The following is a 21,878-nucleotide window of genomic DNA, read 5'->3' as shown; positions in this document are numbered from 1 at the left end:
TTACTTATAATTATAGTATAATTATTTATTGGTTTAGATTTATACTAAATCATTTTTTTATTTAATTTTTATAACAAAAAACTATTCGAAAACTACTTTTTATAAATTTCTTTCCCATTAAATACTGTCATAATAACTTTAGTTGTTTTAATTTGATTTGAAGATATTGTGAAAATGTTTTTGTCTAAAACAACAAAATCTGCTAGTTTCCCTACTTTTAAAGACCCAACTTTATCTTCTTGACGCATTACATAAGCTCCATTAATTGTATATGCTTTTATTGCTTCTTTTAATGATATATTTTGTGGTACTCTTGTAACTGCATTCTGAATTCCAACAAATGGATTTAATGTGCTTACATTCCAATCACTGCTCAAAGTTAATCTTGCTCCAGCTTCTTTTAATAATTTTATAGGTACTTGATTATTGGCTAATGTACTTCCTAATAAATGATTGTTTTCATGCCAGTATTGAGGCTGAGTAAAATCTCCAGTAACCTGAGCATCAGCTGTTACATTTAATCTTTTAAACCTACTTAAATCAGAAATATCAACCATTTCTACATGAGTTAATCTATGCCTTCCAATAGTAGTACCTTTCTTTTCAATTGCATTGAGTGCTTCATGAACACCTCTATTACCTATTGCATGAATGTGAAAATCAAATCCTACTGATTCTAATTCTTGAATATATTTTCCAATTCTTTCTTCTGTAAAATAATTCAACCCATTATTAGTTGATAAACCAAAGAAATCTTCTTTATAATTCGAATGTAATGCAGCGGTTGTATTATGAGTAATACCATCTGAATACAATTTGATTTGGTTAATTTTTAATAAACTGTTTTCATCATTAGAAAATAATGCTTTTAATGAAGCAATTTGATCTTTATCTTTTTCTGTTGGATATGCCCATAAACCTAAATTAAATCGAGCTGTTAGTTTACCATCAGTAGCTAAATTTTCCCAAGTTTTATGTTGCTTTCTTTTCCAATATGTTCTTGCATCAGAAACCGAAGTAATACCATTTTTTGCTAATTCAGGAAGTACATAAGAAACCATTCCATCATATTCTCCATTAGGGTTATTAACTGCCTTTATGGCTTGTTGAAAAACTACATCTCCTGCATTATCAATTAAAATACCATTTAACTTCCCATTATCTTTCATTATAATTCCTCCTTGAGGGCTAGGGCTAATATTAGTAATTCCTGCTAGTTCTAATGCTTTTGAATTTAACCACATAGAGTGAGAGGTTTGTTCCATTATAATTACAGGTCTATCAGAAATAGCTTCATTTATAATAGTTAATGGGTTTCTTTTTGCATCTAATAATGTATTAATTGAGTGTCCAAATCCTATTAACCATTTAACGTTTGGATTTTTTTTTGATGCTTTTTTTATTTCTGAAATATAATTTTCTGCATTTGTTTCATTTTCATTTAACACAAAAGAAGTTGTTGTAGACCCTACTTCCATAGGATGCATATGAACATCATGAAAGCCAGGCAATACTAATTTTCCTTTTAAGTCTATTTTTTCAACATTCTTATCAGCTTTTAATGCTGCTTCTTTATTTGTTCCTATAAAAACTATTTTGTTTTTTTCAATAAGCATTGCTTCAGCCCAAGGTTTTGCATCATTAACTGTATATATTTTAGCATTAAAATATAGCTTTTGAATTGATACTTGTTGAGTGTTCATTTTTATCTCTTCTTTTTTAGTACATGACTTAGAAGTAAATAAAAAGCTAAATAATATAATTATAATTTTCATTTGTTTCATGTTGTAGGCTAATTATAAATCAGCCTTTTTTTAAAGGTATATAAATTTCTGTTTCAAATTCACTCTCATTATTTGTATTTCCTTCATGTTTCGTATACTTTTCAATAAAAGGTTTTTCTGAAACTTCAAGATCTGTTGTAAATAACCATCTAGTGAAAATTTTATCATACGTTTTAGAAATACTTTGATACGTTCCTATATGTTTGAATACTGCATAACATTGCTCAGGAATAGTTTTCACCTTAAACTTTTTTGGAGGTGTTTCAATAGAATCAATTACAATACAAGCATCATAATCATAATTAATTATTTCAGATATTATAGGTTCATCCCATATAATTCCAAAAAATTCTGCTGTATTAACATCTATTTTAAGTTTAGAAGCTTCTTCTAAAAACTTTTCCCAAGCTCTATCTAATTTCGTACTATAATAATCGCCTTTAAAAGTAGTATATACTACTTTTTGAGCAGGTAAAACAGTAATTCTTTCTTCAAAAAAAGGCATGGTTTTTATGTTATTTTTGTTCTTCTTTTGAAATAATTCTTCTTTTTTATTTCTATACTTTGCTGGTGAAATTCCAAAGTGTTTTTTAAACGATTTACTAAATGTTTGTACATCTGAATATCCTATTTCTTCAGCTATTAACTTAATTTCTTTTAAAGAATATACTAACATCTTTGCTCCGTTTTCCACCTTTATTCTTGTAACATAAGCTCCTATAGTTTCATTATAGTATGCTTTAAATACACGCTGAAGATTCCTATATGAAAAACTCGAAAACTCTTCAAGTTCTTGAATAGATATTTTCTCATTGTATTTAGATCGTAAATAAGAAACAACTTGTTGCAACCGGTTTTTATAGAATTCTTTTGTTTCCACAATGCAAATGTATACTAGGATTACTGTTTTATTTTTGTCTTAAATTGACAACCTTTAAAATACAAAAAAAGCGATTGAAATATCAATCACTTTTTTAAATTAGTATAAACAATAAATTATAGCTTACTTTTTTAAGACTTTTAATGATGTTTTATCATTTATAATTAAAACATATAATCCTTTTTCTAAATCATTTAATTGTATTACTTTTTTTATTCCTTTTCTTATTTTTTTTCCTGTAATATCGTATAATTTCCAATTCAATTTTTCAGATATTCCTTTGATCGTAATTACATCAATTGTTGGATTTGGGTATATTTCTATTTTAGAAGTAATTCCTTCAAAATCTTCTGTACTTAATACAGAATTATTAGAGACTCCTGGGGTTGGTTTAGTAAAAACAACGTACTCAGTACTTGCATCTACTTTTGCTCCGTAAGAAAAATCTGTATCAATAGCTGTAAAAGAAATTTCTTGAATTTTTTTAGTTGCATCAGGCGCTGTTAATATTACTTGATCTGTACCTTTTAATTTAAAACCTAAATGGTTTTCTCCTTGATCTACATCTTTATCAGCCCATAGTAACAAAAAACCTTTTGCTTTAATAGTTGTTTTACTAACATTAGTATTTGGAATTTTCCACTTTAATGGTTCTGATGGATTATCAGATACATAATAACCTGCTAAATTTACTGGTTTATCATTTGGATTATAAATTTCAATCCAATCGTCAAATTCTCCTTTTTCATCAGCAATAGTTGTGTCATTTTTTCCCTGAACCTCGTTTATAACTAAATTAGTTGGTGATGATGTTACTGGTTCAAAAACTGCTTTAATTCTAGAATTTGTTGAAAAAACTGGAGAAATATTTAAATCTGTACTTGTAAAATCTCCTTCCCATCGAACAAATTTATATCCTGGTAAAGCTTCAGCAGAAAAATGAATAGGTATATTTTTAAAATATGTTCCTGTAAATGTTTCTTTAACAGATTTCACATTATGAACTCTTATAATTCCTTTTGTTATATCTGAACTCTCATAAGTTACTAGTATTGGATCTTCTAGTGAATATTCATTTTTTATTCTATTAAAAATAGTAGAATCAAATCTTCCTTTTATATCTTTTCTAAGCGCTTCAACATTATTTTTCCATTCAGTTAAATTTGCAAAAGGAGGTTTATTATATTTATTATAACCTTGATCAACAGCTAATTTAGAATTTATAATTGCATGTGCTGGAATTTCACTTTCCAGTTCTTCTTCCATTTTATTTAAAATAGTAATTGCTCGGTCTTTATTATAAATATGATTTATAGTAGCGCTAATAAATTGTATAGCTTCTGTTTTATAAGCCTCATGTGCTTTCATTTCAGAAGGTATAATTGATGATACCGGCATCGATCCAGTTAAAGGAACATGATCTTCTCCAAGTAAACCAAAAGTAGCATCATAATCATGCATAAAATAGTGGTTTTCATGAGCTGTTTTACCTGATAAATCTTTCCAACTTCCAAATCCATATTCATTTAACTCAGCATAACTAATTAAAAATTGAGCATTTACATGATCATTAAAATTCAATATTTTATCAAATTTTTCTCTATCTGTTGTAAAAGTATATGGAATCCAATCTCTACCATTTTTTTTAAATTCTCCTTTCTTTAAATCATAATTATGTTTCACATAATCATTATCATCATCTTCTCTTACATTAATAATACCTTGATATTTTGCATTTACATATAAAACTGCAGGGCGATATCCTTCAAAAGGAAAATCTGCTAAATTATTTTGACCTAATAACCTAGCTATAAAAGCATCTCTCATATGTGTTTCTGACCAATCTTGACTTGCATTTCTTAGTAAAAAACTCTCAAATTCATCTGTTTTTTTATTTGGGTACATTTTATAATCAAAATCATCATCTCCGTATACTCCATCAGCTTCTACTTTACCATTTAATTGAGGTTGATTTCTTGATGTTCTTCCTGACTCTCTAAAATTTGCATACTGATTAATAGCAACTGTACCATCTTTCTCTATAAAATTAAATTGAACTCTTCCATCAATTACTTCTTTCTTATTTGAATTCAAATAAGAATTATCTGACGTTAATAAAACTACAGGTAAATTATGAGTAGCTCCAATAATATAAGATCGGTTTTCAATACTACTATACTCTGTTAATGATTTAATTACTATTGTTTTTAACACTGTGTTTTTATCAATAGTTATTGGTCCAGAATATAATATTGAACTCAATGATGGTTTTGTTCCATTCAATGTATAATACAATTTCCCTTCTCCTTTTTTTGTTATTTCTATAGTTTGATTAGCGCTATATAAACCTGTAGGTATGTTTATTTTAATATCAGAATCTAATAAAGTAAATGCAGAACTATCTGTGTTTTCTGAACTTGGCGTTGGTTTATTCATAAAAGAATAAGAACCATCAACTAAACGACCATAAGAAACATCATTTTGAATTAAAGGGTATTCTATTTTATGTATTTCTGAGCCATCTTTTTTAGAAAGTATAATTTCTTCTCCTGTAGTTGATAACTTAAAATTGGTACTTAAACCAGAATTTGTATTATCTGCTATTATTAATAAAAAACCATTAGCTAATATTTTTGTTCCTGAAGGAATAGTCCACTTTTTTAAGTTCTCTTTGTCATCAGTTAAAAAATAACCACTAAGGTCAATTGATGAACTTGTTGTATTTTTTAATTCAATCCAATCAGAGTATTCTCCTGTTTTTGGATTTTTATAAGTACTTAAATTTTTTGCTTGAATTTCATTAATAACTATTTCTTGTGCAGTTACTAAAGTAGTAGTTAATAATAATACTAAAAAATAATATTGTTTCATATAGTTAGGTTTTTATAATGATATACCACTATTAAGTGATTCATTAATTACAATACGTCTAACTAAAATTTTACCCTATGCTAAAAACAAAAAAACTGCTAAAAATAATTTTTAGCAGTTTTTATAATGTTTAAACTTATTTTATTTTTTAATAAATATTTTATGTTCTTTTTTATTTCTATTTATAATTTGTAAAATATAAGTTCCGTTTTCTAAATTTTCTATATTAAGTCTGATTTTTTGACTATTAATATTTCTTTTTTCTGTAATATTTTTACCTGTAATATCTAATATTTGAATTTTAATATTTGAATTTTTAATTACAGTTTTATTACTTAAAGTAATTATTAATTCACGACTAACAGGGTTTGGATATATTGTAGTTTCATCTAACTGTATATCAGAAGTATTGAGTCTTGACTGAGCATTAGAATTAATACTTACAGTATAATCTTCTACTTCACCATCTCCAACACTACCACATGAATTTGGAGCAGTATTATATTTCATTGATACTCGCATTCTTGTTTTTCCAGATTTTGCACTTGCAGGTACTTCTATTGTTCCAGTTACTGCAGTCGTTGATCCAGATCCTGCATCAAAAGCTACTTCATCTGTTCCAAAAGTTCCATCTTGATTATAATCTATCCATACTTTAAAATACTCTTTATAAGCAGTTCCTGAATGCCCTGGTGTTAACGTTATTTCTGTTGAAGACCCAGTTCCTAATGATATTGTTTTAGATGTAAAATCTGAATATTTTTGAGCATCTGAGTTATTTATAAAACTACCTACTTTTACTCCTGAAATCCATTCATACTGTACTCGTGTTCCTGCGGATTCACAATACGTAATAGGATTTGGATTTGTTGACCCTGAAATATTTACAGTATAATCTTCTACTTCTCCATCTCCAACACTACCACATGGATTTGGAGCAGCATTATATTTCATCGATACTCGCATTCTTGTATTTCCAGATTTTGCGCTTGCTGGTACTTCTATTGTTCCAGTTACTGCTGTTGCTGATGCTGACCCTGCATCAAAAGCTACCTCATCTGTTCCAAAAGTTCCATCTTGATTATAATCTATCCAAACCTTAAAATACTCTTTATAAGCAGATCCTGAATGCCCTGGTGTTAACGTTATTTCATTTGATGAACCTCCTGGTAATGTTATGGTTTTTGATGTAAAATCTGAATACTTTTGAGCGTCTGAGTTATTTATAAAACTACCTACTTTTACTCCTGAAATCCATTCGTATTGTACTCGTGTTCCTGCTGATTCACAATAGGTAATACTTGAGCCTTTATTTACTGTAATATACCCTTCTTTTGTCATTGTATTATCACCACCTAAATTACTAGCTGTTAACGTTACTTTAAATGTACCTTCTGAATTATAAGTAATTGAAGGGTTTTGTTCTATTGATGTAGTTGGAGTACCTCCATCAAACGACCATGACCATCCTGTAGGACTGTTTGTAGAACTATCAGTAAAAACAACTGTTGTTCCTTCTGTAATTGTAGTTGAATTTGCTTCAAAATTAGCTACTGGAGCTTGAACTGTTGTTCCTGTAAGATTAACTGTATAATCTTCTATATCAGCTTCAACTATTTCACCACATCTTGGCCTATCATTATTGTCGTATGAATAATAACGAATTACTCTCATTAAAGATGTTCCATTTGAATAAATTTTAGGAACAGTTATATTTCCATTTAATACCATATCTGGAGTATCTGAAGCTACTGCTCTTCTTTCATAAGCTATTTCATTATCAGAAAATTCATTGTTTCTGTTCCAGTCAATCCAAACAACTAAATTAGTTCCTGCTTCACTAGTTGCATTTGTAATTTGTTGATATGTTGTTAACTCAATAGGGTATGTTTGTCCTTGTATTAAACTTGTAGATAAACTAGTGAAATCACCATATCCAGTTCCACCTTTTTGTGTTACATTGTTAATATCACCAAACACAACTTTTGTTACATCATTTCTTCGTGGATAAGTTCCTCTTCTTGAAACTTGACAATACTCTGTTGGATGTGGATTAACCTTTAATGATTTTTCAATACTTTGTGAAACACTTCCTTTTTTAACTGTTAATTTCACTTTAAAAGTACCTACATTTTCATAATAAATACTAGGTGGAGTTTTACCATTAAACGTAGCTGGAACTCCTCCTTCAAATTCCCAATTCCATGAATCTGGTTCTCTAGTAGAAGCATCTGTTACTACCAATAACTCTTTGGCAGAAATACTCTCAGGCATTTCAAATTTAGCTACTGGATATATTGGATTTGAATTTGAAATATTAATAGTATAATCTTCTACTTCACCATGTAAAAAGAAATCACAAGGAGATGGTTTAGGATTATCTGATTCTGTTTCATTTTTCATTGTAATACGTAATGTATAAGTTCCGTTTACATTTGGTAATGTTACTTCTCCTCCATAATCACTTCCTGCTGGATAAGGGTTTGACATATGAATTTGTTCTCCATTATCTTCAAAATCTTTATCTCCATTTAAATCAATCCAAATACCAAGAATATTTGTTCCTGATGTTTTTATTCCATCATCTTTTATAGAAAAATTATTAGCACCAGGACGTACTTTTATCGTTTTACTTGTAAAGTCAGTATAGTTTTGAGGAAAATCTGATTTTTGAGAAAACTGTTCAAAATTAAAAGTTCCTATTGCACTAGAATAATCATCATATTTCTCATTAATATTTGCAGCTGCATAACAATAATCATTAGGTATTTGACCTACCGTAATTGCTTCATTTGGTCTTTTGTTATAAGCTATAGCAAGTAACCTAGCTTCAAATCCGTTTGGTCTAGATTCAAATTTCATCCATCCATAGTGTAATCTTCCTGCTCGGTCTCTAAAACGTAATCCTGTATAAGTAATTTTTCCATTATGAGGAACACCAGTTCCTGATAGTCTTGGGGCATTATTAACCCCATAACCAGTAGAAACAAAACTACTTGATGCGTTTACTTGCGTTCCAACATTAAGAGAAATAGGATGTAGGGTAGTAGCATCCATTGTAAATCCTTTTCCTCTAGCATTTAATACTACATATTCTCCATTGTTAGAATTATCAGTATAATGAGTTATAGAATACCTAGAATTATCACCAAAATCAAAATCTGTATCTATATAGATCCATCTATTGGTGTTACTACTATTAATCCAAGGAGTTAAATTTTCTGTACTTATGTATGTAATATCATAAGGATCAAAAAATCTAATTTGTAAGTCAAAATTCGTTTTATTGCTTGGAGCAATAGTAAATGCTGATTCATTAAATTGAATTTTTGCTAATGTTCCATCACCTACAACATGACTACTTGCAGTACCTTGTATTTTTAACTTCCCTAATTTACTAGTTACTTTTTGAATACTAGCTGATAATCCCGGTGGTAAATTAGTAATTGTAAAATGTATACCATTAGCTAAATTTTGAGAAGTAAAATTTGCACTACCTTCTAGAATAATATCTATTTCTTCTGAAAAAGTTCCGTTATTAACTTCGTCTTCAAAAAAAACTGGCTTAGATAATGCAATAGATGGTTTATCTCCTATACCTGCTTTAACAGTTGCTTCTGGGTTTTTATGCGAATAATAATCAATAAATCGTGCTATTTTTCCATCTGAAGATACCTCAACTCTTGCCCATCCATAAAAATATTTTCCAGGAAAAGATTCTCTTTCAATTCTCATACCTACAAAACCTCTTTTACCTTTCCATACTTGATAAGTATTATCTAATAAAAGTCTATCTCTGTCATCATGATCCCAGTTTAAATTAGGCCCAATTGTAGTACCTTCCTCAATTAATAAAACTTGTTTGTTAACATTAACCGCCACATGTTTAGTTCCTGCATCAAATCCGATCATTAATTTATTATCATCTACAGAAAGCTCATACCTAGGACGTTGTTGACCTGGGGTTATTCCAAAACCTACAAAGTTATTTCCGTCTATAGCTACTTGTCTTAATTCATCAAAAGTTAAATATGTACTTTCATAAGCATTATTATACTCTATACGTAAATCTGGTCGGCTATATCCTTTAATATTTACAGCATTAAAACCAATAAAAGCAGCATTATTAAATGTTAACTTTAAGTTTCTTATGTTATTATCTTTTATATGGCTTACAGCTTTCCCAGTTAAACGAACTACAGCTTCTGTAGTACTATTACTTACCACTTGTACATTTAAACCAGAAGGTAAGTTTTCAACTGTATAACTATTACTAGGTAATGTTCCTACATTTGAAAATTTTGGGCCATTTACTAATGTAATTTTTACATCTCTTCCTCCACCAATGGTTCCATCATTTTCAAAACTTTCAGTAAATGTAGTGTAATTATAATACAATCTTGGTTCATTTGTATTTTGTGAAAATACTTCAGCATGATTGCTTGTTTGCCATAAAGGTTTTCTTGAAGAGAAATCTAAAGCAGCTTGCATACGCTGTATTTGACCTCTTGTAAACATTCTATAACAATCAGAATAATCCATAAAATTTTCAGAATTTGGAATTCCTGCTCCTGAGCATTTTTCTTGTGTAACTATACAATCTAAGCTAACTGTAGTTGCTGGAGTATCATTAACATTATCTCCTGTACCTGAACACCCACCTTCAAAAGTGTGTGCTAAATTTAAATAGTGACCAAATTCATGAGTTAATATTCTTCTAAAGTTTTCATTACTATTAGTTCCTAAATATCTCCCATTAAAAACTGCTCTTGCTACATTTCTATCTGATTGATCTTTATTTGGGTACCATGCTACTCCAGATCTATTAAGTTTGCCATCCTTTTTTAAGTCTAATAAAATATAAACATTAAAATATTTATAATTATCCCAAGCAAACTTGGCAATTTCTTCATCATAAATGTTATCTGCTCCAAATCCGGCTCTATTTGTATAATAATTTATACCTGTTGTTGGATTTCCGTTAGGATCTACTTCAGCTAAACGAAATTCAACATCTAAGGTTGACCTGAGGTTTTTAAATCTATCAGATACATCATGAAAATCATTGTTAAGCCCATTAAAATCTTCATTAGTTTTTTTTAAGGCATCTTTAACTAAAGCATCATCAACCTTTTTACCAACGAAATCAGTACCAAAAACATGAAATACAATAGGTATAACATATTTAGAAGCTCTATTTGCTGTTCCTTTTTTAAATTCTTCTTTTCTTTTTTTTATAAATTTTTTAGTTAAATGTTCATGTTTTTCTGCTTCTATTCTTGCTTTATCATTTTGCAAAAAATAGTTTTGTCGTGATGGTGTATCACACCGAGTTGGTATATCATCACTTTCTTGAGAATAGGTTGAAAATGATAGTAATCCAATTAATAATAGGATAGTTCTAGTTAGTTGTTTCATGTTTAGAAGAGTTAATTAAATATTAAATTTTCAGCAATTTAACATTAAAAACACCTAAACAACATTAATAGTTAATATAATATTATAATATGGTAATAAATTAACATTACTATTAAATAAAACATAAAAACCATAAAAAAAGCTATAGAATTAACTTCTACAGCTTTGATTAGTAATAGTTTGAACTTTTAATGTATATACTTAATCTTGATTTTCAATAGCCTCTTTTATTTTATTTTCAAGTTCTTCCATTAGCTCAGGATTATCTTTTATAACACCTTTTACAGCATCTCTACCTTGACCTAATTTTGTGTCTCCATAGCTAAACCATGAACCACTTTTCTTTATAATTCCATATTCAACACCAATATCTAATACTTCTCCTACTTTAGAAATACCTTGTCCATACATAATATCAAACTCAGTCATTTGAAATGGTGGTGCTACTTTATTTTTAACAACTTTTACTTTAGTACTGTTTCCAATAACTTTATCGCCATCTTTAATTTGAGTTCTTCTACGGATATCTAAACGAACTGAAGCATAAAATTTTAAGGCATTACCACCTGTTGTTGTTTCAGGATTTCCAAACATAACACCAATTTTTTCACGTAATTGGTTTATAAATATAACTGTACAGTTAGTTTTACTAATAGTACCTGTTAATTTACGCAATGCTTGTGACATTAAACGAGCATGAAGTCCCATTTTAGAGTCTCCCATTTCACCTTCAATCTCTGATTTAGGTGTTAATGCAGCAACTGAATCAATAACCACAATATCAATTGCACCTGAACGTATTAAATTATCAGCAATTTCTAATGCTTGTTCACCATGATCTGGTTGAGATATGATTAAATTATCAACATCTACTCCTAAGCTCTCTGCATAAAAACGATCAAAAGCATGTTCAGCATCAATAAAAGCAGCAATACCTCCTGCCTTTTGAGCTTCAGCAATTGCATGTATACTTAAAGTAGTTTTACCTGATGATTCTGGTCCATAAATTTCAATAATTCTTCCTCTTGGATATCCTCCTACGCCTAAAGCTAAATCTAAACCTAATGATCCTGATGAAATAGCCTCAATATCTTCTACTTGACTATCACCTAATTTCATTACTGCTCCTTTTCCATAAGTTTTATCTAACTTATCTAGTGTAAGTTGAAGCGCTTTTAATTTTGCTTCTTTTTCTTTATCTGCTGCCATAAAATCTGCTAAAATTAGTGTAAAAATAAGAGTTGCTAAGTTATAAAAAAGTAGCAATACTTTTCATTTTTATATTTTTTTTTTATCAGTAAAATCACAATATAATAACATACAATATACTTACTTAATTTACTTTTGAAAACAAAAAATATAGTGTTGAATACTTTTACAAAAAGAACATTTATATTCTTTTTAGCATTTATTACAATTGCTACTAAAATTTACTACTGGTTTTTTATTTTTCCTAATCCAGATGAAGCATATTACTGGCTTTGGGGCCAACATCCTGATTTATCTTACCATGATCATCCAGCATTACAAGCTTTAATTCAAAATATGTTCACTTCATTCTTTGGAACGTCTTTATTTATTTTAAGACTTCCAGTTTTTTTATCTTCTATTTGTATTTCATATATATTAATTCTTATAATAAAAAAATTAAATTATAACACTCCCTATTTGTATCTCATTCTATTCTTTTCAAGTCCTTTATTTTATTTATTTACTTCTTTTGCTTGGAACGATTACATACTAATAACCAATTGCTTTATATCCGGTTATTTTTACATAAATTTTATACACGAAATATGGGTAAATGAAAAAGGCACTACTAAAAATATTTTTTTAGGAAGTTTATTTTTAGGGTTAGCAATTATATCAAAATACAATGCCATATTTTTAGGATTAGGGATTATTTCTTTATTAATTTTTACTAAAAAACTCCATTGTGTTTTTAAAGATTATAGACTTTATTTAAGTTTATTAATTATACTAATGGTTAGTTCTCCTATTCTTATTTGGAATGCTAAAAATAAGTTTGGTTCTTTTGAATTTAATATTCAACAAAGAACCATAGATCCTTTTATAAATTATGAATTCTTTAAAGGTAACTATATTGGTTTTATTTTAGGTAGTTTAGTAATGCTTTCTCCTTTTATATGGTGGGGAATTATTGAACTTTTTAAAAAGAAAAAAAATAATGAAATTAATTCTTATACAATTGTTTATATAAAATTTTCTAAGCATATTTTTTTAGTATCTACCATAACTTTTTTATTCTTATCTATTTTTTCAAATGTTTTATATTATTGGAATATTGTAGGTTTACTTTTCATAACACCTTTGGCTATTAACTTTCTTATAAAGAAAAAAAAAGAAATATCTTCTTTAATATTTTCTTCTATTCTAATTATTGCTATAACTATTCATTTCGGCGGTGTTCCATTAACTTTAATTTTTGGTGGTAAAGATGAAGATAGTACCTATCATTATGGTTGGCATAAAATAAAAAGTAAAGTATTAAAACATCAAGAAAATAATAAAATACCTATACTAACTTCTTCTTATAGAAATGCTTCTTTATTAGCTTTTTCTATGAATAATCCTAAAATATATTCTTACTCGTCAAGATTTGATCAATTTAATTATTGGACAAAAAATATTTCTTATAAAACTAATTCAAAAGGCTTGATTTTAACAGATGACAGAAGTTTATTAAATAATGAACTAATTTCTCTTTTTTCTGAAATTAATAGTATTGATACCATTACTATAACTAAATACAATTATAATATTAAATGTTATTACCTATATAAAGGTATTTTTAAATAAATAATAATAGCCCTAAAATTAAAGCTATGAAAAGATGTATTTTATATTGAGAATTATAAGGAAAGTGTCTATTAAAAAAATTTTTATTCAAATAAGAGGTCTAATTATTTATATATTCTAAATTCTATTTAATTTAAAATAGTTTTACTTTTGTTTTTATGTTAAAACACCGTCATTTTATAATTCATAAACCTTATGGTTTTCTTTCTCAATTTATTAATAATCAAACAAAAAGGAAGAAAAAAATGCTAGGAGAGTTATATGATTTTCCAGAAGGAACAATGGCAATTGGCCGTTTAGATGTTCCTTCTGAAGGTTTACTTTTATTAACAACTAATGGTAAGGTAAGTGAACAAGTAAGAAGTAATAAAATAGAAAAAGAATATTATGTTCAAGTAGATGGAATTATTTCTCAAGATGCAATTAATAAGCTTCAAAAAGGAGTAGAAATTGGTTTTAATGGTAAAAAATATATAACAAAACCTGGTAAAGCTTTTTCAATAGTTAAGCCTAACTTCCCTGATAGAACTCAAAAAATTAGAGATGAAAGACATGGCCCAACAAGTTGGATAGCTATAACTATTACAGAAGGAAAATTTAGACAAGTCAGAAAAATGACTGCTGCTGTTGGTTTTCCTACACTTCGTTTAATACGAGTTAGAATTGGAGAAATTTTTATAGGAAACTTAAAACCAGGTGACGTAAAAGAAGTAAATGAATTAATATAATTTTAAATAAATAAAAAACATATTAATTCATTATCATTTTTATATGTGGTATTCCATCTTCTAAATACTCTTCTCCAATAGGTTCAAACCCATGTGATTTATAAAATTTTTGTAGATAAGTTTGTGCAGAAATCGTAATTTTTTTAGTATTAAAATTACTATAAATTGCTTCAATTGATGATTTTATTAAATCATGACCATATCCAAATTTACGTTCAGATTTTGCTACTATAACTCTTCCAAAGCTAGGTGTATCAAAATATTGATTTCCATCAAACAAACGAGTATAAGCAATAATCTTATTATTTTTTATACCTAAAACATGTAATGCTATATCATCTTTTCCATCAATATCTTGGTATACGCAATCTTGCTCAACGACAAAAACTTCAGAACGTAATTGAAGTATATCATATAGTTCTGAAGCTGTTAATTCTTTAAAGTTTTTTACTACAAACTTCACTAACATTCACATGCTATTTTATTAACTCTATTAGCATGACGCCCTCCTTCAAATTCAGTAGATAAAAATATTTTTACAAAACCTAAAGCTTGTTGTAATGAAACAAAACGAGCAGGAATTGTTAACACATTAGCATTATTATGCTGGCGAGTTAATTCTACTAATTCATTATTCCAACACAATGCTGCTCTAACACCTTGATGTTTATTAGCTGTCATTTGAGCTCCATTACCACTACCACATAAAATTATACCTATTTCAGCTTGTCCTGTTTCTACAGCTTCCGCTGTTGGATGAATTGTATCAGGATAGTCCATACTATCATTTGTATTAGTACCAAAATTAATCACTTTGTGTCCTAATTCTTCTAAAAGTTTTACTATTTCAAACTTGTATTCAGTACCAGCATGGTCGTTTCCTACAGCAATAATCATAATATGTTGATTTTAATTTAGTTGTGAAACACAAAAATACCATTATTAACGGTTATCAACAGTAATTAACAATGCTTTTTTTAGAGTTATTAATAACCTATTAATTTTTAAGTACTTAATTGTATTATTAAAATGTTAAGAACTATTTGTAGATTTTAAAAAGAAAATTTGATTTTTTACATTTTTTTTACAATACAAGAATAGATATTAGATATGCAACTTTTTTTTTGATTTTTTAAGAAACATTTATCAACATAAAATTTACAATTTATTTACAATGAAATTGAAATAAGTAATTCAATAAAGTTAGTTAACTAGTGTTTATAACTTTTGTTAATAACTACATTTCATAATTGATTTTAAAGAACTTAAATAAATGATAACTTGTTTAACTTATTTAATAAGTAAGAAAACCTAATTTTAAATAAACTTTTTACTCTACATATTCACAAGCTATAATAACAATCATTCTTTTTTTAAAATTTTAAAAATTCTTTATATTAATAATATAATATGTTAATAACTGTAAAAAGTATTTCAAAATTTAAAAATAGAACTTAATATACTTAATAAACATACTTCTTATAAGTGAAGAATGAATAAAAGTAAAAAGAGTTTTTTAAATATTCTTTTTTAATAAATAGATACTATCTTTTGAGGTAATTTTTTGTTCTGAAGTATTTTTTTTGAAAGAAGTGTTTATACTTATAACAGTAACTATAATTCCTGTAATAAATATAAGTAAAAATAAAGCTATTATTTTTCGTAAGTTTTTCATTTTTAAAGCCTTTCTATTATAAAGACGAATAAATTTTAAAAACGTTACAATTTTATTAAGATTTTTTTAACTAAAATTAACTATTGATAACAAATCGTATAGCTTCCTTACAAAGAGTTACTTTAACTTTACCAGTTCCTATTAATTCTCCATCAGCTTGAATATATATAGATTGTTCTATATTTTGAGGGGTTATTAACAATTCGTTTGATAAGTAAGTATTAACCTTTTTATGTTTAGTAATTAAGCCGTTGTACAGTTTAGGCAAATTAAATAATAAATTTAAAAAAGTTAAATTCTTTACAATACTTACATCTAATAAACCATCATTAGGAGATTTATAATTAGTTAATTGCATACCACCTCCTGAATATTTACAAATTCCAAATAATGTCATTAAACACTTAGTACTAACAATTTGATTGTTAATAGCTATAGTAAAAGTTGTTTTTTTATAAAAAATTAAACCAGCAATTCCACTTAATAAGTAAGCAACAGGTCCAAAACGTTTTAATTTATTAAGTTTATTAACAACATAACCATCATAGCCAATACCGGCAACATTATTAAAATATGCTGACGTATTTTTTAATTGTAGAAAACCAATATCTTGGTAAACAGTATTTTCTTTTTTTATTAATAAAATAGCTTCTTTAATATTTTTAGAAATATTATATGTTTTAATCCAATCATTACCAGTACCTAAAGGTATTATACCAACAGTAATTTGATTACTTTCTACTTCATTTTGTGTCATAATTCCATTAATTATATGGTGCAAAGTACCATCACCACCAACAGATATTATATGTTTATAACCTTTATTTATTGCTTCATGAACTAAATCAATTTCATGTTTATGATAGTTTGTTAACACAAATGAATATTCTATTTGTTGTATTTTTAATTCATGTTTTATTTCTAACCATAGCTTATTAAAATTACCATTACCAGCTGTTGGATTTACAATTAGAAACCAAGATTTTGTCATATAAAAAGAAAGTTAATAAGGTTGTAAAATACAAAAATGTATTCATAACAGTTATTTAATAAGTTGAGGTATAAATTTATTTGTACTTTGGTACAAATTTTATAAGAAGCAAGATTAATGACTAGAAAGAAAAAAATCTACAAAAAAAAGGGTAAAGTAATTAAAGATTTAACCCGAAATATTTTCAAAATACTTAATAAAGATAGTAACAAACAATATAATTATAAACAAATAGCTTCGGCATTAGGTGTTACTGGTACTGATGGTAAAACTCAAATACTTCAAAAATTAGTAGAATTAACAGCAACTAAAAAAATTAAAGAAGTAGAAAGAGGAAAGTATAAAATTAATGAAGATAGGAAATATCATATAGGAACTTTAGATGTTACTTCAAATGGTAATGCATATTTCATTTCTGATGATTTTGAAAACGACATTTTTGTACCGTCAGTAAACTTAGGCAAAGGATTACATAATGATGTTGTAAGAGCTTATGTTTACAAAAAAAGAAAAAGTAATAAGTTAGAAGCTGATGTAGTTGAAATTATTGAACGTGTAAAGCAAGATTTTGTTGGAGTACTACAATTGAATAAAAATTTTGGTTTTGTATTACCTGACAGTAATAAAATGTATGCAGATATATTTATTGCACAAAGTAAACTTAATGGAGCAGAACATGGTGATAAAGTATTAGCTAAAATTACTGATTGGCCAGATAATTCTAAAAATCCTTTTGGAAAAATTACTCAGGTTTTAGGAAAACCAGGTGAACATGATACAGAAATACATTCTATTTTGTTAGAATACGGTTTACCGTATGATTTTCCTAAAGAAATAGAAGAAGAGGCAGGTAAATTATCATTTGACATTACTAAAGAAGAAATAGCAAAAAGAAGAGATATGAGAAATGATCTTACTTTTACTATTGATCCTAAAGATGCAAAAGATTTTGATGATGCTTTGTCTTTTACTAAATTAGAAAATGGTAATTACGAAATTGGAATTCATATTGCTGATGTTTCGCATTATGTACAACCTAAAACTAAATTAGATGACGAAGCTTATGATAGGGCAACATCTGTATATTTGGTTGATAGGGTAGTACCTATGTTACCTGAAATGCTATCTAATGGAGTATGTTCATTGCGTCCTAATGAAGAAAAATTAACTTTTTCTGCTGTTTTTGAAGTTAATGAGAAAGCTCATATTGTAAATGAATGGTTTGGAAGAACTGTAACATATTCTGATAAAAGATTTGCTTATGAAGAAGCTCAAGTGATTATTGAAACTAAAGAAAATACTATTCCTGCAGAAATTTCATTAACAGGTGAAAGTTATATGGTAGATGAGGCTATTGTTGAAGCTACCTTAAAATTAGATGAATTGGCTAAAAAATTACGTAAAAAGCGTATGAAAGAAGGTGCAATTTCATTTGATAGAGTAGAGGTGAAGTTCGATTTAGATCAAAATGCCAACCCTGTAGGTGTATTTTTTAAAGAATCTAAAGATGCTAATAAATTAATTGAAGAATTTATGTTATTAGCTAATAGAAAAGTTGCTGAATTTATTGGTTTTTCTAAAGGAAAAGCAACTAACAAAACTTTTATATATCGTGTGCATGATGAGCCTAATATTGAAAAATTAGCTTCATTACAAAACATTATAAGTAAATTTGGTTATAAAATTAATACCGAAACAAAAGAAAAAACTTCTCAAAGTTTAAACCAACTATTAAGTGATGTTCATGGAAAGGGTGAAGCTAATATGGTAGAAACTTTAGCTATACGATCTATGAGTAAAGCTGAATATACTACTCAAAATATAGGTCATTATGGATTAGCATTTGATTATTATTCACATTTTACTTCACCAATAAGACGTTATCCTGACGTAATGACACATCGTTTGTTACAACATTATTTAGATGGAGAAAATTCACCTAAAGCTGATATTTACGAAGAAAAATGTAAACATTCTTCAAAAATGGAAGAGTTAGCTTCTAAGGCAGAAAGAGATTCAATAAAATATATGCAAGTTAAATACATGCAAGATCATAAAAACCAAGAGTTTGAAGGAGTAGTATCTGGAGTAACTGAATGGGGAATTTATGTTGAAATAAAATCTAATAAATGTGAGGGTATGGTAAGAATCAGAGATATTAAAGATGATTACTATATTTTTGATGAAAAACAATACGCTGTAGTTGGTCAATCAACTAAAAACATGATTCAATTAGGAGATGAAGTTGTTGTTAAAGTTAAGCATACTGATTTAGAGCGTAAACACTTAGATTTTGAATTAATAACTAGTTAATTCTTTAAAATGTAACAATAAATTTCAATATTTGTCTTTATAGTAATGGTATAGTTATTGTCATAATAATCATACTATGCTTGTTTAACTTATTAAATGTTAAACAAATTAAATATAATAAAAATGAAAAAATTTATTTTTTTAAGTCTGTTTTTTGTAAGTATTATAATCGTTGCTCAAAATAGTATTACTAAAGATTTAGGAAGTTTTACAACTCTTAAAGTGTATAATGGTATTGATGTTGAATTAGTAAAATCTGATAAATTTAATGCAGTTGTAACAGGGCAGAAGGCTAATAAAGTAAAATTTAAAGCTATTAATGATACATTAAAAATAGTTCTTTCTTTTCCTGAAACTACAGCTGAAGGTAAGGCAAAAATTACTTTATATTATGCAAATGATATAGCAATTATTGACGCAAATGAAGGTGCAATTATAACAAGTAAAAGTATTAAACAACAAAAAGTAGAAGTGAAGGCTCAAGAAGGAGCATTTATTAACATGGTTATCGATGTTAAACATTTGAAAGTAAAAAGTACTTCTGCTTCAGTAATTAAGTTATCTGGTAAAACTAAAAACCAAACTGTAAAAGTTGACTTAGGTGCAAATTATCATGGATTTAATGTTACTGTATCTAGTATGAATATTATTAGAGCTGGTTCTGGGGCAAAAGCTGAAGTTCAATCTGGTGAAGTTTTAGATGCTAAAGTGTCATTTGGTGGATCTATTTTTTATAAAGGAACCCCTGAAGTTTTAAAAGACAAAAAAGTAATAGGTGGAGTAATTGAACACCGAAGTTAATTTTGTATATTTGCTAGTATAAATTTAGTTTAAAAATGATTTCACTTACTATATTTTTAGGAATGATAGGTCCTTGGCAAATAGCTATTGTAGTTGCTTTAGTATTATTACTTTTTGGAGGAAAAAAGATTCCTGAATTAATGAGAGGTTTAGGTACAGGTATTAAAGAATTTAAAGATGCTACAAAAACTGAAGATGGAGAAGAACAAATAGAAGAAAAAAAATAATTAAGTATAATAAAAAAGCCCAATCATAATTGATTGGGCTTTTCTTTTAATGTTTGTACATTTATTATATAACAACAGCTGTTCCTGAAGCAGTAACCATTAGCATACCACCATTGGGTCCAACAGTTTCGTAATCTAAATCGACAGCAACAATAGCAGTAGCACCTAATTGCTTTGCCATCTCTTCCATTTCTTCTAAAGCGCTATTTTTAGCTTCTCTAAGCACTTTTTCATAAGATCCAGATCTTCCACCTACAATATCTCTAATTCCTGCAAAGAAGTCTTTAAAAATATTAGCTCCAATAATTGTTTCACCTGTAACAATACCTAAATATTCTTTAACAGGTTTTCCTTCTATAGTTGGTGTTGTAGTAACTATCATAACTTTTTTTTAGTTTTTATTATTCTTTATTGTCATTTTTTTTACTATTCTTCATAGCTTCTCCTATTTGATTACTAGCTGTGAAACTTGCAACCATATCATTAAGCATTTGACTTCCAGCTTGTGGTGAGTTTGGTAATAATATTAAATTACTATTAGTTTCTTGACCAATAGATTGTAGAGTATCATAATGTTGTGTAACAACTATTAAAGCAGACGCTTCTTGACTGTTAATTCCAACTTTATTCAAAACTTCTACTGATTCTTCTAAACCACGTGCAATTTCTCTTCTTTGATCTGCAATACCTTGTCCTTGTAAACGCTTACTCTCAGCTTCAGCTTTTGCTCTTTCTACTATTAAAATACGTTGGGCATCACCCTCGTATTGAGCTGCTACTTTTTCACGTTCAGAAGCGTTAATTCTATTCATAGCTTCTTTTACCTGAGCATCAGGATCAATATCAGTTACTAATGTTTTAATAATATCATATCCATAAGTCATCATTGCCTCATTTAATTCTGATTTTACGGCAATAGCAATATCATCCTTTTTAACAAAAACATCATCTAACTTCATTTTTGGAACTTCTGCACGAACTACATCAAATACATAAGATGTAATTTGGTCATGTGGATAATCTAACTTATAAAATGAATCATATACTTTATCTTTTATTACTTTATATTGTACTGATACTTTTAATTTTACAAAAACATCATCTAAAGTTTTTGTTTCAATAATTACATCTAATTGTTGAATTTTTAAGCTTAATTTCCCAGCTATTCTATCAATAAGTGGAATTTTTAGATGTAAACCTGATTGGCGAATACTATGGAACTTACCAAAACGCTCTATAATAGCTGCTGATTGTTGTTTTACTGTAAAGAAAGAAGATAATATAAGTACTATCCCTAAGAAAATAATTGGATATAAAAATACTGGCATAATTTGAAAGTTTTAAGTTGATTGAGTTTTTAAGCTAAATAT

At 27.6% G+C, this 21,878-nt stretch carries 16 protein-coding genes; 5 read left to right on the top strand and 11 right to left on the bottom strand.

Going from position 1 to position 21,878, the window contains the following annotated elements; all coding sequences use genetic code 11:
- Window positions 1-92: 92 nt before the first annotated feature.
- The 5 genes from ACKTTQ_RS04660 to recA all read right to left on the bottom strand — a co-directional run bounded on the left by ACKTTQ_RS04660 (window position 93) and on the right by recA (window position 12,162).
- Complete coding sequence (locus ACKTTQ_RS04660) at window positions 93-1,775, bottom strand: amidohydrolase (RefSeq protein ID WP_199488192.1); 1,683 nt, start codon at window positions 1,773-1,775, stop codon at window positions 93-95.
- Window positions 1,776-1,803: 28 nt separating this feature from the next.
- Window positions 1,804-2,664 (bottom strand): AraC family transcriptional regulator, encoded by an 861-nt coding sequence (locus ACKTTQ_RS04655; protein WP_408048532.1) that lies wholly within the window; start codon window positions 2,662-2,664, stop codon window positions 1,804-1,806.
- A 123-nt stretch (window positions 2,665-2,787) separates the two neighbouring features.
- Window positions 2,788-5,535, bottom strand: coding sequence for a lamin tail domain-containing protein (locus ACKTTQ_RS04650; protein ID WP_408048531.1), 2,748 nt, complete (start codon window positions 5,533-5,535; stop codon window positions 2,788-2,790).
- Between the two features lie 141 nt (window positions 5,536-5,676).
- The gene (locus ACKTTQ_RS04645; protein ID WP_408048530.1) at window positions 5,677-10,953 is read right to left on the bottom strand and encodes a GEVED domain-containing protein; all 5,277 of its coding nucleotides are present in this window, start codon (window positions 10,951-10,953) and stop codon (window positions 5,677-5,679) included.
- A gap of 201 nt (window positions 10,954-11,154) precedes the next feature.
- Entirely contained in the window at window positions 11,155-12,162 is a 1,008-nt protein-coding gene (gene recA / locus ACKTTQ_RS04640; RefSeq protein WP_093871962.1) for a recombinase RecA, read from the bottom strand.
- Window positions 12,163-12,318: 156 nt separating this feature from the next.
- Here recA and ACKTTQ_RS04635 point away from each other — a divergent pair, with 156 nt between their 5' ends.
- Both ACKTTQ_RS04635 and ACKTTQ_RS04630 read left to right on the top strand, forming a co-directional pair.
- Complete coding sequence (locus ACKTTQ_RS04635) at window positions 12,319-13,773, top strand: ArnT family glycosyltransferase (RefSeq protein ID WP_408048529.1); 1,455 nt, start codon at window positions 12,319-12,321, stop codon at window positions 13,771-13,773.
- Between the two features lie 158 nt (window positions 13,774-13,931).
- On the top strand, window positions 13,932-14,501 hold the full coding sequence (locus tag ACKTTQ_RS04630; RefSeq protein WP_093869521.1) for a pseudouridine synthase: 570 nt from the start codon (window positions 13,932-13,934) through the stop codon (window positions 14,499-14,501).
- 22 nt (window positions 14,502-14,523) lie between these two features.
- Here ACKTTQ_RS04630 and ACKTTQ_RS04625 read toward each other — a convergent pair whose 3' ends face one another.
- From ACKTTQ_RS04625 to ACKTTQ_RS04610, 4 genes are all read right to left on the bottom strand, one after another.
- Window positions 14,524-14,970 carry a GNAT family N-acetyltransferase gene (locus ACKTTQ_RS04625; protein WP_176974355.1) on the bottom strand — a complete coding sequence of 149 codons (447 nt, stop codon included), beginning with the start codon at window positions 14,968-14,970 and terminating at the stop codon, window positions 14,524-14,526.
- Window positions 14,964-15,398: a ribose 5-phosphate isomerase B gene (gene rpiB / locus ACKTTQ_RS04620; RefSeq protein WP_093869522.1), complete on the bottom strand. Its 435-nt coding sequence runs from the start codon at window positions 15,396-15,398 to the stop codon at window positions 14,964-14,966. The genes ACKTTQ_RS04625 and rpiB overlap by 7 nt, the downstream gene beginning before the upstream one ends.
- A 619-nt stretch (window positions 15,399-16,017) precedes the next feature.
- Window positions 16,018-16,176 (bottom strand): hypothetical protein, encoded by a 159-nt coding sequence (locus ACKTTQ_RS04615; protein ID WP_158530825.1) that lies wholly within the window; start codon window positions 16,174-16,176, stop codon window positions 16,018-16,020.
- Window positions 16,177-16,252: 76 nt separating this feature from the next.
- Window positions 16,253-17,167: a diacylglycerol/lipid kinase family protein gene (locus ACKTTQ_RS04610; protein WP_408048528.1), complete on the bottom strand. Its 915-nt coding sequence runs from the start codon at window positions 17,165-17,167 to the stop codon at window positions 16,253-16,255.
- Between the two features lie 117 nt (window positions 17,168-17,284).
- Between ACKTTQ_RS04610 and rnr the strand changes: the two genes are divergently transcribed.
- The 3 genes from rnr to ACKTTQ_RS04595 all read left to right on the top strand — a co-directional run bounded on the left by rnr (window position 17,285) and on the right by ACKTTQ_RS04595 (window position 20,508).
- Entirely contained in the window at window positions 17,285-19,480 is a 2,196-nt protein-coding gene (rnr, locus tag ACKTTQ_RS04605; RefSeq protein ID WP_093869524.1) for a ribonuclease R, read from the top strand.
- Window positions 19,481-19,603: 123 nt separating this feature from the next.
- Complete coding sequence (locus tag ACKTTQ_RS04600) at window positions 19,604-20,281, top strand: head GIN domain-containing protein (protein ID WP_093871964.1); 678 nt, start codon at window positions 19,604-19,606, stop codon at window positions 20,279-20,281.
- A gap of 35 nt (window positions 20,282-20,316) precedes the next feature.
- Window positions 20,317-20,508: a Sec-independent protein translocase subunit TatA/TatB gene (locus tag ACKTTQ_RS04595; RefSeq protein WP_093869525.1), complete on the top strand. Its 192-nt coding sequence runs from the start codon at window positions 20,317-20,319 to the stop codon at window positions 20,506-20,508.
- A gap of 64 nt (window positions 20,509-20,572) precedes the next feature.
- On the opposite strand, the gene ACKTTQ_RS04590 is transcribed toward ACKTTQ_RS04595, so the two are convergent.
- Window positions 20,573-20,890: a heavy metal-binding domain-containing protein gene (locus tag ACKTTQ_RS04590; protein WP_093869526.1), complete on the bottom strand. Its 318-nt coding sequence runs from the start codon at window positions 20,888-20,890 to the stop codon at window positions 20,573-20,575.
- Between the two features lie 19 nt (window positions 20,891-20,909).
- Window positions 20,910-21,836 (bottom strand): SPFH domain-containing protein, encoded by a 927-nt coding sequence (locus tag ACKTTQ_RS04585; RefSeq protein WP_093869527.1) that lies wholly within the window; start codon window positions 21,834-21,836, stop codon window positions 20,910-20,912.
- Window positions 21,837-21,878: the final 42 nt, after the last annotated feature.

The sequence above is a fragment of the Tenacibaculum halocynthiae genome (genome assembly GCF_964512825.1).
In the GTDB taxonomy this organism is placed as follows: domain Bacteria; phylum Bacteroidota; class Bacteroidia; order Flavobacteriales; family Flavobacteriaceae; genus Polaribacter; species Polaribacter halocynthiae.
This window is presented reverse-complemented; position numbering and strand designations above follow the sequence as displayed.

Bases quoted from the DNA above. Each gene is read 5' to 3' on its own strand.
- ACKTTQ_RS04660 (WP_199488192.1), bottom strand. From the start codon at position 1,775: ATGAAAATTATAATTATATTATTTAGCTTTTTATTTACTTCTAAGTCA.
- ACKTTQ_RS04650 (WP_408048531.1), bottom strand. From the start codon at position 5,535: ATGAAACAATATTATTTTTTAGTATTATTATTAACTACTACTTTAGTA.
- ACKTTQ_RS04645 (WP_408048530.1), bottom strand. From the start codon at position 10,953: ATGAAACAACTAACTAGAACTATCCTATTATTAATTGGATTACTATCA.
- recA (WP_093871962.1), bottom strand. From the start codon at position 12,162: ATGGCAGCAGATAAAGAAAAAGAAGCAAAATTAAAAGCGCTTCAACTT.
- ACKTTQ_RS04630 (WP_093869521.1), top strand. From the start codon at position 13,932: ATGTTAAAACACCGTCATTTTATAATTCATAAACCTTATGGTTTTCTT.
- ACKTTQ_RS04625 (WP_176974355.1), bottom strand. From the start codon at position 14,970: ATGTTAGTGAAGTTTGTAGTAAAAAACTTTAAAGAATTAACAGCTTCA.
- rpiB (WP_093869522.1), bottom strand. From the start codon at position 15,398: ATGATTATTGCTGTAGGAAACGACCATGCTGGTACTGAATACAAGTTT.
- ACKTTQ_RS04615 (WP_158530825.1), bottom strand. From the start codon at position 16,176: ATGAAAAACTTACGAAAAATAATAGCTTTATTTTTACTTATATTTATT.
- ACKTTQ_RS04610 (WP_408048528.1), bottom strand. From the start codon at position 17,167: ATGACAAAATCTTGGTTTCTAATTGTAAATCCAACAGCTGGTAATGGT.
- rnr (WP_093869524.1), top strand. From the start codon at position 17,285: ATGACTAGAAAGAAAAAAATCTACAAAAAAAAGGGTAAAGTAATTAAA.
- ACKTTQ_RS04600 (WP_093871964.1), top strand. From the start codon at position 19,604: ATGAAAAAATTTATTTTTTTAAGTCTGTTTTTTGTAAGTATTATAATC.
- ACKTTQ_RS04595 (WP_093869525.1), top strand. From the start codon at position 20,317: ATGATTTCACTTACTATATTTTTAGGAATGATAGGTCCTTGGCAAATA.
- ACKTTQ_RS04590 (WP_093869526.1), bottom strand. From the start codon at position 20,890: ATGATAGTTACTACAACACCAACTATAGAAGGAAAACCTGTTAAAGAA.
- ACKTTQ_RS04585 (WP_093869527.1), bottom strand. From the start codon at position 21,836: ATGCCAGTATTTTTATATCCAATTATTTTCTTAGGGATAGTACTTATA.